Genomic DNA, 13,100 nt, shown 5'->3' on the forward strand with positions numbered 1-13,100 from the left:
AATGTTTATAATGTCGCCCTTCATCCGCAAAAAATAATTTTGCATACGATGAGAAAAAGGTGACAACGCATTAACATCGCGTTATGTTGTGCGATTACGTAAGATTGCAGGAGATGTCAGCAGGATGACCGAAAGTTACCAAATTTTGTTGCTGAACGGCCCGAATCTGAATCTGCTGGGAACGCGGGAGCCTGAGAAATACGGGACACTCACTCTTGCGGATATCGTCGCAACACTGACCATGGATGCCGGTCAGTGTGGTGTGACATTAAGCCACCTGCAATCCAACGCCGAGCACGAACTCATTGACAGAATTCATGCTGCGCGGGGAAACACAGATTTTATTCTGATTAACCCGGCCGCATTCACTCACACCAGTGTGGCTCTGCGTGATGCCCTGCTGGCTGTCAGTATCCCGTTTATCGAGATTCATCTGTCGAATGTACACGCACGGGAGCCGTTCCGCCATCACTCCTATCTCTCAGATATTGCCACCGGCGTTATCTGCGGACTGGGTGCGGAAGGTTACCGTTATGCTTTACAGGCAGCGGTTCACCGTCTGTCACAACTAACTCAACACTAAGAGTACGGAATCATCTCATGGATATTCGTAAAATAAAAAAACTGATCGAGCTGGTCGAAGAGTCCGGTATTTCTGAACTGGAAATTTCTGAAGGCGAAGAATCAGTACGCATCAGTCGTGCATTACCGATACAGACTTTTGCCGTACCGCAGCAATATGCTCCTCAGATTCAGCAGCCGGCGTTAGCCAATGCTGTTGCTCCGTCTCAGGGCCTTGCTGACAGTGTTCCGGAAAAAGAAATTGCCGGTCATGTGGTCCGTTCCCCGATGGTAGGTACGTTCTACCTTTCACCAAGTCCGGATGCGAAACCTTTTATCCACGTTGGTAAGCAGGTCAATGTCGGTGATACCCTGTGCATCGTCGAAGCCATGAAAATGATGAACCAGATCGAAGCTGACAAAGCCGGTGTGGTCAAAGCAATTCTGTTAAGCGACGGCGAACCTGTCGAATTTGACGAGCCACTGGTCGTCATCGAATAACGAGGCGAATCATGCTGGAAAAAATCCTTATTGCTAACCGGGGTGAAATTGCACTGCGCATCCTGCGGGCCTGTAAAGAGCTCGGCATTAAAGCAGTTGCTGTTCACTCCTCCGCGGATCGTGATTTAAAACACGTTCTGCTGGCTGACGAAACCATTTGTATTGGTCCGGCAGCCTCCGCGAAAAGTTACCTGAATATCCCGGCGATTATCTCTGCCGCAGAAATTTCAGGATCCCAGGCTATTCATCCGGGATACGGTTTCTTATCTGAAAACGCTGACTTTGCTGAACAAGTTGAACGCTCAGGCTTTGTCTTTATCGGCCCGAAAGCCGATACCATCCGTCTGATGGGTGATAAAGTCTCTGCAATCCACGCGATGAAAGAAACGGGTGTTCCGTGTGTGCCGGGCTCTGATGGCCCGCTCAGCGACGATATGCCGCTGAATCACACCATCGCTCAGCGTATTGGTTATCCGGTTATCATCAAAGCCTCCGGTGGCGGTGGCGGACGCGGTATGCGCGTTGTCCGCAATGATGCAGATCTGGAAGAAGCGATTGCCATGACCAAGGGTGAAGCCAAAGCGGCATTCAACAATGATGTGGTTTACATGGAGAAATTCCTTGAAAACCCGCGTCACGTTGAAATCCAGATTATGGCTGATGGTCAGGGACATGCGGTTTATCTGGCAGAACGTGACTGCTCCATGCAGCGCCGTCACCAGAAAGTCGTTGAAGAAGCACCGGCTCCGGGCATCAGCGCCGAATTACGTAAAAGCATCGGTGAGCGCTGCGCCAAAGCCTGTATCGATATCGGCTATCGCGGTGCCGGTACATTTGAGTTCCTGTTTGAAGACGGCGAGTTCTATTTCATTGAGATGAACACCCGTATTCAGGTTGAACATCCGGTCACTGAAATGATCACCGGCATTGACCTGATTAAAGAGCAGTTGCGTGTCGCATCCGGCCTGCCGCTCTCTGTTAAACAGAAAGATATTCATGTGAAAGGCCATGCGATCGAGTGCCGTATCAATGCCGAAGATCCGCATACTTTCCTGCCAAGCCCCGGCAAAATTACCCGCTTCCACTCTCCGGGTGGTTTCGGTGTCCGCTGGGAATCACATATTTACGCCGGTTATACCGTGCCGCCATACTATGATTCCATGATTGGCAAGCTGATCACTTATGGTGAAACCCGTGAAATTGCTATCGCCCGTATGAAAAATGCGCTGGCGGAGTTAATTATTGACGGTATTAAAACCAATATTGAGCTGCATCAGCTGATTATGAATGATGAAAACTTCTGCAAAGGTGGAACAAACATCCACTATCTGGAGAAAAAACTCGGTCTTCACGAGGTCTGATTTTCATCTTCTGCCCTATATCAGGCCCCTGTCATTCAGGGGCTTTTTTATTTTCCGGCGGGTCCGGAAATCACCATCTGAAGCCGTATCCCGCCGGATGCCGCTTAGCTTAAAGAGAATGTTATGCCTTGGATCCAATTACGCTTAAATTCCACCGGCGCGCACGCTGAAACGATCGGTGACGAACTGACTGAAAGCGGTGCCGTATCTGTCACATTTCAGGACAGTCACGACACTCCGGTTTTTGAACCGCTGCCGGGCGAAACCCGCCTGTGGGGTGATACTGACTTAGTTGGTTTGTATGACGCCGACGCCGATATGGAATGGGTTGTCGCACAGCTACAACAACATCCGCTGCTGGGCGAAAACTTTGTTTACAAAATTGAACAGCTCGAAGACAAAGACTGGGAACGTGAATGGATGGATAACTTCCACCCGATGCGTTTTGGTCAGCGCCTGTGGATCTGCCCGAGCTGGCGCGATGTGCCGGACCCCGATGCCGTCAATGTGATGCTCGACCCGGGTCTGGCATTCGGAACCGGCACACACCCGACAACTTCGCTGTGCCTGGAATGGCTCGACGGGCTGGATCTGAACGGCAAAACCATTATCGATTTCGGCTGTGGTTCCGGCATTCTTGCGATCGCCGCGCTGAAACTGGGTGCAAAAGCCGCCATTGGTATTGATATTGACCCGCAGGCGATTCAGGCAAGCAGAGACAACGCAGAGCGCAACGGTGTCTCAGACAACCTGACCCTTTACCTTTCTCATGAAAAGCCTGACACGCTCGTTGCAGACGTTGTGGTGGCCAATATTCTGGCAGGTCCGCTGCGTGAACTGGCTCCGATCATCGGCGCACTGCCTCAGGCGGGTGGATTACTCGGATTATCCGGGGTGCTGGCGACTCAGGCAGAAGGTGTGGCAGATGCCTATCGTGATGCATTTATCATCGATGAGATTGCAGAAAAAGAAGAATGGTGCCGGATCACGGCGACGAAACATAACTGACACTCAGACTTTTTGTATATAAATCGTGCGCTTGCGTTGCTTAGTGAATAGATTATAAGCAAAAATCCGCAGGCGCATTTTCTTATGAAAATTAAATTACAATCCCGCTGCAATGCTGATTTTAGCCTAACTTATTGTTACAAAACATTAATTAATAAAATCTTAAAAAAGCAATAAAAAAAAATCATCATTAAAGGTCGATTTGCTCAAAGTTTGTCCTTTCATATCTTTGAAAAAATGCGTAATATACGCGCCCTTGCAGTCACAGTATGGCCACACTTCTTCGTCTATGCGAATCGGACAATACCAGTTGAAAAACCGCCTTATAGCGGCCCCTATGGCAGGCATTACAGATCGGCCTTTCCGGTCTTTGTGTTATGAAATGGGCGCAGGTATGGCCGTCTCAGAGATGCTTTCTTCCAATCCTCAGGTATGGAAGACGGACAAATCGAGATTGCGCATGGTACATCGTGATGAGCCGGGTATTCGTTCTGTGCAGATAGCTGGTAATGATCCCGCTGAAATGGCGGCCGCGGCAAAGATTAATGTTGCCGGCGGTGCGCAAATCATCGATATCAATATGGGTTGTCCCGCCAAAAAAGTGAATCGCAAGCTGGCAGGCTCAGCACTGCTGCGTTATCCGCAACTGGTAGAAGAGATTCTCTCAGCAGTGGTAAATGCAGTCGACGTGCCTGTGACGCTGAAGATTCGCACCGGTTGGTCACCGGAAGAACGAAACTGTGTAATGATTGCCCAATTGGCCGAGCGTTGCGGTATTCAGGCTATTACAATTCATGGCAGGACCCGTGCCTGTCTTTTTAATGGTGAAGCCGAATACGACAACATCCGGACAGTTAAGCAGACTGTTGCCATACCGGTTATTGCCAATGGCGACATAACTGACCCGATTAAAGCCGGGGCAGTACTGGACTACACCGGCGCAGACGCGCTGATGATCGGTCGTGCTGCTCAGGGAAGACCCTGGATCTTCCGGGAAATCCAGCACTATCTGGACACAGGTGAACTGTTGCCACCGCTGCCCGGTGCAGAGGTGCAACGCATTATGTGTGAGCATGTACGGGAATTGCATGACTTTTATGGTCAAGGCAAGGGAGCCCGTATAGCCCGCAAGCATGTTTCCTGGTATATGCAGGAACATGCGCCTGATGTTCAGTTTCGGCGCTCATTCAACGCCATTGAGGATGCCGGCGAACAGCTGGAGGCGTTGGAAGCATATTTTGAAAATTTTTTGCGTAAATAAAGAAAAGAGCTGACAGAACTATGTTCGAACAACGCGTAAATTCTGACGTACTAACCGTCGCTACTGTAAATTCACAAGATCAGGTAACACAGAAACCGTTACGTGATTCAGTTAAGCAGGCATTGAAGAACTATTTTGCTCAATTAAACGGTCAGGATGTTAATGAACTGTATGAGCTGGTGCTGGCTGAAGTTGAACAGCCACTGTTGGACATGGTTATGCAATACACCCGTGGTAACCAGACCCGCGCTGCGACAATGATGGGTATCAACCGCGGTACACTGCGTAAAAAACTGAAAAAATACGGCATGAATTGATTCATAACGTATAATGCTTTGAATTGAAAAGTCTTTTCTGTATTTCAGGAAAGGCTTTTTTGTTGTTTGGGATATTAAGATAACACGGAGTGGACAATATCTGCACCGATGTAAAAACGAGCTAAGTTAACCACGTTCTGCTGAAAACCACTGTTTTAAATGAGGAAATCATCCTCATATTTAATATAATTCTATACTCTGAAATATTAATTTATTTTTTCCTGTTTATTTTTTCAGTTATGTAAGCAAAAACAGTATTGACATAAAATTTATTTTTGATAAATTTATTCCAACAGCAAGATATATGTTGTTAGCTGTTAAAGCACCATAGTATAAGATGTGATTTACGCGATGATGTAAGGCTACGATTTACCGGGGGGGTTACAATCGCAATGATTGGCAACGGAAGTAAGGTAACGTATCAATAGTTTATATCGCGAGGGGGGAGTATGCTTACTTAGTTTTTAATTTTAACGAAGTTTGTATGGAATGTAAGTCATTCAGAAAAGCTATATAGTAACAAATGTGTATATTCTTAATGTAGTATCAACGTAAGTTGTTAGTTGTTAAGTACGATTGCTAAGATATGATTTACGCGATGATGTAAGGCTATGATTTACCTGGGGTGTTGCAATCGTAATGGTAAGCAACAGGAGTAAGGTAACGTATCAGGAGTTTATATCGCGAGGGGAAGTGTACTTGTTTAGTTCATCGTTTAGTGATGAAATTTTTAAAAACGTTTATATGGAGAGATTGATAATTGAGTAAAACCATATAGCAACAAGCGTGTACATTTTTAATAGTAGTATCAAAGTAGTATTACGTTAGTCATATTTAATGTTAAATGTAAAACATGCAGTACCTTAAAAGCCCTGACATTGCAAAATGGTCAGGGCTTTTACTTTACATGCGAATGATTAATTTTGGTCGACTGCTCCGAATGAACGTCATCAATAATCAGGATGAGCTCATTATTTACGGCAGACTTTAATTGGATATACGCCTCCATAAACTGTTGCTGTTTTTCGGCATCACATTTAGTGGAACACCTTTTAGGTTTTAGCACCCAGTGAAATAACTCTGCTGCCTGTGCGTTACGTTTTTCACGGGAGAGTAACACCTGATTGTGTAATGATCAGTCAAATACAGTTCTTGACTGATCGGTCAAGAACTGATTAACTTAGCTCAATTGAATTATGAGGTACTGATTTATGAGCGGGCGACCAAGAGAATATGACGACGAAAAAGTGATTGAGTCAGCCATGAATGTATTCTGGGATAACGGTTACGAAGCAAGCAGTACACAAATGCTTTGTCAGGAAACTGGTCTTGGCCGGGGCAGTCTTTACCATGCTTTCGGTAACAAACAGGGACTATATGAAAAGGCTCTCCGTCACTATCAGGACGTTGGTATCATTGCTCAAAAAGAAATTCTGAACAGTCAGGGAACAGCCAGAGAGCGCCTGATGAAATTGCTTCAGTGGGGGATCGCCACCGACCTCGGTAGTGGACGTTCGCGTGGCTGCCTGGCCTTACATTCTGTTTTGGAACGAAGCCCTAAAGACCCTGAAATTCAGTCGATTAACCGCCATTATCTCCACCGGTTAGAATCACTGATTAATGAAGTCATTACCCGGGGTATAGAAGCAGGAGAGTTTCAGGTTACCCCAAATAGCAGCGTTGCCAGCAAAGCCTTTCTTGCCGGGTATTACGGACTTAGGATAATGGGTGTTACCGTCGGTGATCCCTGTTTTTTAAATGCCACAGCGGAAGGGATAATTGCAAAAATGTAATATCCCTTAACTCCATTTTTTACATCACATTTTTTTGATCAGTAAACAACCATTTAGCGGAGGATTTCCATATTCCGACACACATCCAATTTTGTACTGAACGATAAACAATAGAGATTATTTTGAATATGAGCCCCCATGTAAAAGCACTTCATATCACCGGTGGTAAGGAATCAATCACCTCTTACTTTGCTTAGTGCAATCACCGGCAGATTAATGCCAGATTAAAATCATTATTAATCAATATATTATGCGTTTAATTGACGCTAAATATAGATCATATCAAGAGGTGAAAAGTTGAATCGAAATTTGCACATACTGATGGCGGTTATTTTAGTCATCGCGATGAGTGAGCTCCAAACCGCAGGCATGCTGCCAAACATAGCCGCTGACCTTAATGTAACCACGGGTCAGGTTGGTTTATTAGTTTCCGTGTATTCATTAGGTATGGCTATCGGCGGGCCTGTTATTGCCTATGTTCTCCGGCGCAAATCACCGCGAACCATGCTCACCCGGATTATGGTGGCCTATGCGGTAATCGAGATTCTTGCACCGGTTGTTCATTCATACTGGTGGCTGGCTTTAGCGCGCGTATTAACGGGTTGTCTGTCCGGTGCAACGTTCGGCCTTGCCCTGACCTTTGCAGCAAGATTGGCACCATCACCCGGCCAGATAGGCCGCTCAGTATCTATTGTGCTCAGCGGGTTAATGATCGGTACCGTAATAGGTTTACCGTTAAGTCATTTCATCGCAACTCAATGGGACTGGCAAAGTTGCTTTTACCTGTTAGGTGTAGCGCCCTTACTTGTCAGCGTCGCTGTCAGAACAGGCTTGCCTGACCTGGCAAAAGCAACCATGAATGAGTCCAGGGAGGATCTCAAAAATTTAAAATCACCTAAATTATGGTCCCGTTACCTCGTGAGCTTTCTGACAATCGGCGCAGCTTACGGCTCATTCTCATTTTTTACACCTTTGCTTCAGGATAATGCCGGATTCAGTCCTGACGCAACCACCATGATCCTGTTGGGTTACGGAATTTGTACGGTCATTGGTAACCTGGTTGCAGGCCGGTTCGCAGATGAACATTCTGTTGGTGTGCTACGTATCGGGCATAGCGTGTTGCTCGTCGCGTTAGTCTCACTTTCACTATTTAGTGATATCAAAGCGGTAACACTCGTCATGGTGCTGATAGTCGGACTGATTGGTATATCCATGAACCCGGCACTGATAACAAGGGTTACTCAGGCAGGTGGTACCGGCTATCTGGTAACGACGGTTCACACTGCCGTTATCACAATGGGCGTCACGTCGGGAACCATGTTCAGCGCATTTTCGATGAGTATCTTTGGTCAAAACCCTGTAATTGCAACATGGACAGGATCTGCGCTGGTTGTTCTGGTGCTGATTGTTTCCACATTTCAAACCCTGAGCGGAAACGGGAAACAAAAACCGGCAGAAAAAGGGCTCTGTTGCAAAGTTTGAGTGACTGATATGCAAAGGACGACCGGGCTCACCCGATGAATACATGCAAAGGTCGTTATTTTACCGGATTATCATTTTGTGGGCAGTACACCGGTACTGTAAATACGGTATCCGTTTTACGGGAAGAGTCTGAGACACAATAGTAAATAACTATTGTGTCTTTTTACTTAAATCTCCGGGCCTTGTTTTTCATTACTTCCATGCGGGGGCTATAATATTCTCTTTCCCCTGTCTCACCGTGATCAATCCGAGTATCAATCAGATAACAGTGATTCATGCATTTGATCACATTTTACAGTATACCGACCACTATTTTTAATCAAAATACACGTAAGTATAATATTGCCCTTTTACAGATATAGACCAGTCATCTTGTTAATTATAAAAAAATTATCAGGTAATCCCGGTTATTTTAACAGCTGAGATATCTGATAAATTATTCTGCAATAGCTGCCGGGCGGGCAACACACAGAAACACGGTCATGCTTTATTGTTGATCAATTCATTCATGAAAATAGTGATAAATATATCCAGAGGTTCACCATTGCGGGCCAGTTTAGCCTGCATAACCGCCCCTTCCCATCCCATCCAGAAAAATACGGCCATCAGTCTGCAATCAACAGAGGCTGAAATATCATTCAGAGCCTGTGCCTGCGACAGACAAGCTTCCACTTTTTTTTGCCACCCGCTGATAATAATATTTAATATCCCGCCATATCCGTCGGGTAAATTAGTCACTTCCTGCCCGAGATTACCGACTAAACATCCGCGCTGCCAGTCATACTTTTCCATACCGGATTTTGCCGACTGATAAAATCTGACTAAGCGGGTCAGAGGTGGCGACGCAGGATCAGACAGGTACTTATCCAAAAAATGTGAGAAATAGCTGTCGTAATGACGCATGATCTCAAGACCAAACTGCTCTTTACTTTTAAAGTAATAATAAAAAGATCCTTTCGGTATACCCACTTTTTTCAGTATCCCGTTAATATCCGATGTCATATAACCTTTTTCAGTAAACATCTCGATACCGCTGCGGATAAGTAATTCTCTGACATCAATTCCTGAGTCATGATTTTTCGGCGGTCGCCCACGCCTGGGTTTAGTGACTAATGTGTCCGTCATTAAATATATCTCCCGTCATTCACAATAATATTGGCCGGTTACCGGATAAAAATCCTCCGGCGAAACCTGCACAAGCGGATTCCGCCGGAGAGTATCCGTTATTTAACCATCACATCCTGGTTTTGCTTCATTTCAAAACGCGGGGAGACAAAACCGTAGAGAGTCCAGCCGAGGAAAGTGGCTAAAGCACCCCACATGACAGCATCATCACCGGATGAATACAGGGCATAAAAACTGTAAACCGCACCGATAAATGCAATGATATTCCCTGTCCGTGCTTTCTTCGGATCGACTTTTGCCACTTTCTGCAAAACGATCATCGCTGCCATAGATAAGATATAAGGAATAATATTGGTAACAACGGCCAGATTAACCAGCACGTTAAACTGCTTATTCAGTGACGGACTGATTGTCATCAATGACAATACAGACTGAATAACCACAATAACTAACATACCTTTCACCGGTGCATCGGCTTTGGTCACTGAAGAGAAAATTTTCGGGAAATAACCGGAATCTGATGATGATTTAAAGACCTGAGCAATAGTAAACTGCCAGCCTAATAATGAGCCGCAACAGGACATAATCATCAGCGCCATAACAACTTTACCCACACCCGGCGTGAACATTTGTGAGAATGCCAGACCAAACGGTGCTGTAGAATTTGCCAGATCCATATTCGGTACGATACCGGCAATCACATTTGTCGATACGATATAAATAACCGCCGCACCCAGCGTCCCGCCAAGAACAGCAATCGGCACATTTTTTTCAGGATTATCAACTGCATCACTATTAGCGCATGCCGATTCCATGCCTAAGAATGCCCATAATGTCATCGCAATTGATGAGCCGACAGCATCAAAGAGCGGGAAGTTATGTGGGTTCCACGAGTTAACATACAGCTCAGGACTAAACCACCACCAGCCGATAACAGAAATACCGACAACCGGGATAATAACGCCCCATACAGTAATGCTGCTGATCCGCCCGGTGATTTTTGCACCACCGAAGTTCGCCACCGTACAGATCCACAAAACAACAATCGTGGCAACACCGATGCCGAAAGGTGTCATGGCGGCATCCATTAATTCAGCACCATAACCAACCGCGGAAATTGCAATCGCGACATTGGCTATCAGCAGAGAAACACCATAGGTGTAATTCGCCATAAAGTTACCGGACTTACCAAATGCATATTCCGCATACCCCCCCATTCCGCCGCTGCGGCGGCTGTACATCCCGCATTTGGAGAAGGCATATGCCAGCGCCATCGACCCGATTGCGGTCACAACCCAGGACAAAATTGAAATTGTCCCCACTTCTGCCAGTTTGGTCGGTAACATAATGATACCGGACCCCATCATATTCACTGCGGTCAATATGGTGAGCTGTAATACGCTCATTTTATTTTTTGAAGCACTCATATTTCTCTCCCGGGATGGCGGGACATGCTAATCCCTGCCCCGCCATGCAAGTATTAGCAAACTTAGTGTCTGATTACATAGCCGTACGCCCGCTGGCGACCATCTTCATCACTGCGGATATACACACCCTGCAATTCCGGTGAGAATCCCGGGAACAGGTTGATACCTTCTTCCAGCGCAAGGAAATACTGCTGAACAGAACCGCCCCAAATTTCCCCCGGAACAACACACAGCACTCCAGGCGGGTAAGGCAGTGCGCCTTCTGCCGCAATGCGCCCTTCTATCTGATCAACGGCAACCAATTCAACATTACCGCGGACAAATTCAATATTGGCAGCCTGCGGTAACATGCTTACCTCAGGGAAATGTGCCTTACGGAACATCTCTTTCTGGCGCTGTTTCACATTGAATTTCACGTACATGTCATGCATTTCCTGACATAACTGACGGATGCTGTATCCCTGATAACGGGTTTTGTTTGCGTGATACACAGACGGCAGAACGACTTCCAGCGGGGCATCCTGCTCCAGGAGTTGTTCAAAGCGTGCAATTTGTGCCACTAAGTGCTGCATTTTTGCCATGCTTTCAGCGGGTGTCAGCAGGAAAAGGATTGAGTTGAGGTCGCATTTCTCAGGGACAATATTATTTTCACGTAAATAATTTGCGAGGATAGTTGCAGGTACACCGAATGCTTCATAGTTTCCCGTTTTAGCATTAATACCCGGAGTGGTCAGCAGCAGCTTGCAGGGGTCAACAAAATACTGATTTTCTGCATAACCTTCAAAGGCATGCCAGCGTTCGCCCGGTACAAAATTAAAGAATCGCAGATCATCCGCAATTACATCAGTATCAAATTCGCCCCATGAACGTCCGTCAACGGTCTCAGGGATAAACGGACGGATATGGCTGCATGATTTCAGTAATAATTTACGGGTTTCGATCCCGGTTTTAACGCAGTCCATCCATAAGCGTTTACCAGATTCGCCTTCATGCATTTTGGCGTTAACATCCAGTGCGGCAAATAACGGATAGAACGGGCTGGTTGACGCATGCATCATAAATGCATTATTCAGACGTTTATGGTTCACATAACGATCCTGACCTTTGATATGGTGATCTTTTTTATGGATTTGAGATGTCTGAGAGAAGCCAGCCTGCTGTTTGTGTACTGACTGTGTCACCATTATGCCCGGATCGTTTTCATTGAGTTCCAGCAGCAACGGAGAACAATCTTTCATCATCGGGATAAATTGTTCGTAACCCACCCAGGCAGAATCAAATAAGATGTAATCACATAAATGACCAATTTTATCAACAACCTGGCGTGCGTTGTAAATGGTACCGTCATACGTACCCAGTTGAATAACAGCCAGACGGAACGGCCGTTTTTCACCCGCCCGTGCCGATGCGACTTCTTTAATTAAGTCACGCAGGTAGTCTTCTTCAAAACAGTGCGCATCAATACCACCGATAAAACCAAACGGGTTACGTGCTGCTTCCAAATAGATTGGTGTCGCCCCTGCCTGAATTAACGCACCATGGTGGTTTGATTTATGGTTATTACGGTCAAACAATACCAGGTCACCCGGTGCCAGTAAGGCATTCAGAACGACTTTATTAGATGACGATGTCCCGTTCAGGACAAAGTATGTTTTATCCGCATTAAATACTTTGGCTGCATGCTGTTGTGCGGCGCACGGGGCACCTTCGTGAATTAATAAATCCCCCATAGAGACATCGGCATTACACAAGTCGGAGCGGAATAGATTTTCACCGAAATATTCAACGAACTGATTACCCAGCGGATGACGACGAAAAAATTCACCTCCCTGATGCCCCGGGCAATCAAATGCGGAATTACCTTTCTCAACATAGTTTTTCAGACTACCGAAGAATGGCGGCAATAAACTTTCTTCATATTTCAGTGCGGCTGTTTCAAGTTGCTTACTGTACAGGTCACCGTTATTTTTATTTAAATCAATCACACCGGTCAGACGCGTAATGATCTCCGCCGGAATAATATCATTCTGACCAATCACAGCAAAAACGGGCTGACCAAAGCTATGCTGTTCAATGAAATCTAATTTTCCATTCTGAATATCATCAAGAGAAATAATAATCACAGCAACATCCGTAAATTCGGTGTTTAAGATATCCACACTATTTCTGTGCGTAATGATATAGTCACTCATATCATAGCTGACAGCAAATTTATAATCATTCATTTTCAATACCTATATTTTTTGCAAAAGAACCCTTGCTAA

Annotated in this window: 11 protein-coding genes; 8 read left to right on the plus strand and 3 right to left on the minus strand. The window is 45.7% G+C overall.

The annotated features are described in order from the left end of the window. The first annotated feature begins 124 nt into the window (after positions 1-124). From aroQ to ACMHKJ_RS11600, 8 genes are all read left to right on the plus strand, one after another. Positions 125-583: a type II 3-dehydroquinate dehydratase gene (gene aroQ, locus ACMHKJ_RS11565; protein WP_413494072.1), complete on the plus strand. Its 459-nt coding sequence runs from the start codon at positions 125-127 to the stop codon at positions 581-583. A gap of 17 nt (positions 584-600) precedes the next feature. Then, positions 601-1,062, plus strand: coding sequence for an acetyl-CoA carboxylase biotin carboxyl carrier protein (accB, locus tag ACMHKJ_RS11570; protein ID WP_413494074.1), 462 nt, complete (start codon positions 601-603; stop codon positions 1,060-1,062). 11 nt (positions 1,063-1,073) lie between these two features. Continuing rightward, positions 1,074-2,423, plus strand: coding sequence for an acetyl-CoA carboxylase biotin carboxylase subunit (gene accC / locus ACMHKJ_RS11575; RefSeq protein ID WP_413494075.1), 1,350 nt, complete (start codon positions 1,074-1,076; stop codon positions 2,421-2,423). Positions 2,424-2,546: 123 nt separating this feature from the next. Further along, positions 2,547-3,431: a 50S ribosomal protein L11 methyltransferase gene (gene prmA, locus ACMHKJ_RS11580; RefSeq protein WP_413494077.1), complete on the plus strand. Its 885-nt coding sequence runs from the start codon at positions 2,547-2,549 to the stop codon at positions 3,429-3,431. A gap of 289 nt (positions 3,432-3,720) precedes the next feature. Continuing rightward, a complete protein-coding gene (gene dusB / locus ACMHKJ_RS11585) occupies positions 3,721-4,692 on the plus strand; it encodes a tRNA dihydrouridine synthase DusB (RefSeq protein WP_067401338.1) in 972 nt (323 codons plus the stop codon). Between the two features lie 20 nt (positions 4,693-4,712). Beyond that, on the plus strand, positions 4,713-5,009 hold the full coding sequence (gene fis / locus ACMHKJ_RS11590) for a DNA-binding transcriptional regulator Fis (RefSeq protein WP_067366866.1): 297 nt from the start codon (positions 4,713-4,715) through the stop codon (positions 5,007-5,009). Between the two features lie 1,211 nt (positions 5,010-6,220). Continuing rightward, positions 6,221-6,802, plus strand: a complete 582-nt coding sequence (locus ACMHKJ_RS11595; protein WP_413494079.1) for a TetR/AcrR family transcriptional regulator — start codon at positions 6,221-6,223, stop codon at positions 6,800-6,802. Between the two features lie 297 nt (positions 6,803-7,099). Beyond that, on the plus strand, positions 7,100-8,284 hold the full coding sequence (locus ACMHKJ_RS11600; protein ID WP_413494081.1) for an MFS transporter: 1,185 nt from the start codon (positions 7,100-7,102) through the stop codon (positions 8,282-8,284). A gap of 480 nt (positions 8,285-8,764) precedes the next feature. On the opposite strand, the gene acuR is transcribed toward ACMHKJ_RS11600, so the two are convergent. The 3 genes from acuR to speF all read right to left on the minus strand — a co-directional run bounded on the left by acuR (position 8,765) and on the right by speF (position 13,061). Next, positions 8,765-9,409 carry an acrylate utilization transcriptional regulator AcuR gene (acuR, locus tag ACMHKJ_RS11605; protein ID WP_413494083.1) on the minus strand — a complete coding sequence of 215 codons (645 nt, stop codon included), beginning with the start codon at positions 9,407-9,409 and terminating at the stop codon, positions 8,765-8,767. Positions 9,410-9,507: 98 nt separating this feature from the next. Continuing rightward, positions 9,508-10,836 carry a putrescine-ornithine antiporter gene (potE, locus tag ACMHKJ_RS11610; protein WP_413494085.1) on the minus strand — a complete coding sequence of 443 codons (1,329 nt, stop codon included), beginning with the start codon at positions 10,834-10,836 and terminating at the stop codon, positions 9,508-9,510. 62 nt (positions 10,837-10,898) lie between these two features. Further along, entirely contained in the window at positions 10,899-13,061 is a 2,163-nt protein-coding gene (gene speF / locus ACMHKJ_RS11615; protein ID WP_413494087.1) for an ornithine decarboxylase SpeF, read from the minus strand. Positions 13,062-13,100: the final 39 nt, after the last annotated feature.

This window comes from Morganella psychrotolerans (assembly GCF_965118875.1).
GTDB classification, from domain to species: domain Bacteria; phylum Pseudomonadota; class Gammaproteobacteria; order Enterobacterales; family Enterobacteriaceae; genus Morganella; species Morganella psychrotolerans_C.

Excerpts from the sequence above, each read along its gene's own strand:
- aroQ (WP_413494072.1), top strand. The coding sequence starts at position 125 with ATGACCGAAAGTTACCAAATTTTGTTGCTGAACGGCCCGAATCTGAAT.
- accB (WP_413494074.1), top strand. The coding sequence starts at position 601 with ATGGATATTCGTAAAATAAAAAAACTGATCGAGCTGGTCGAAGAGTCC.
- accC (WP_413494075.1), top strand. The coding sequence starts at position 1,074 with ATGCTGGAAAAAATCCTTATTGCTAACCGGGGTGAAATTGCACTGCGC.
- prmA (WP_413494077.1), top strand. The coding sequence starts at position 2,547 with ATGCCTTGGATCCAATTACGCTTAAATTCCACCGGCGCGCACGCTGAA.
- dusB (WP_067401338.1), top strand. The coding sequence starts at position 3,721 with ATGCGAATCGGACAATACCAGTTGAAAAACCGCCTTATAGCGGCCCCT.
- fis (WP_067366866.1), top strand. The coding sequence starts at position 4,713 with ATGTTCGAACAACGCGTAAATTCTGACGTACTAACCGTCGCTACTGTA.
- ACMHKJ_RS11595 (WP_413494079.1), top strand. The coding sequence starts at position 6,221 with ATGAGCGGGCGACCAAGAGAATATGACGACGAAAAAGTGATTGAGTCA.
- acuR (WP_413494083.1), bottom strand. The coding sequence starts at position 9,409 with ATGACGGACACATTAGTCACTAAACCCAGGCGTGGGCGACCGCCGAAA.
- potE (WP_413494085.1), bottom strand. The coding sequence starts at position 10,836 with ATGAGTGCTTCAAAAAATAAAATGAGCGTATTACAGCTCACCATATTG.
- speF (WP_413494087.1), bottom strand. The coding sequence starts at position 13,061 with ATGAATGATTATAAATTTGCTGTCAGCTATGATATGAGTGACTATATC.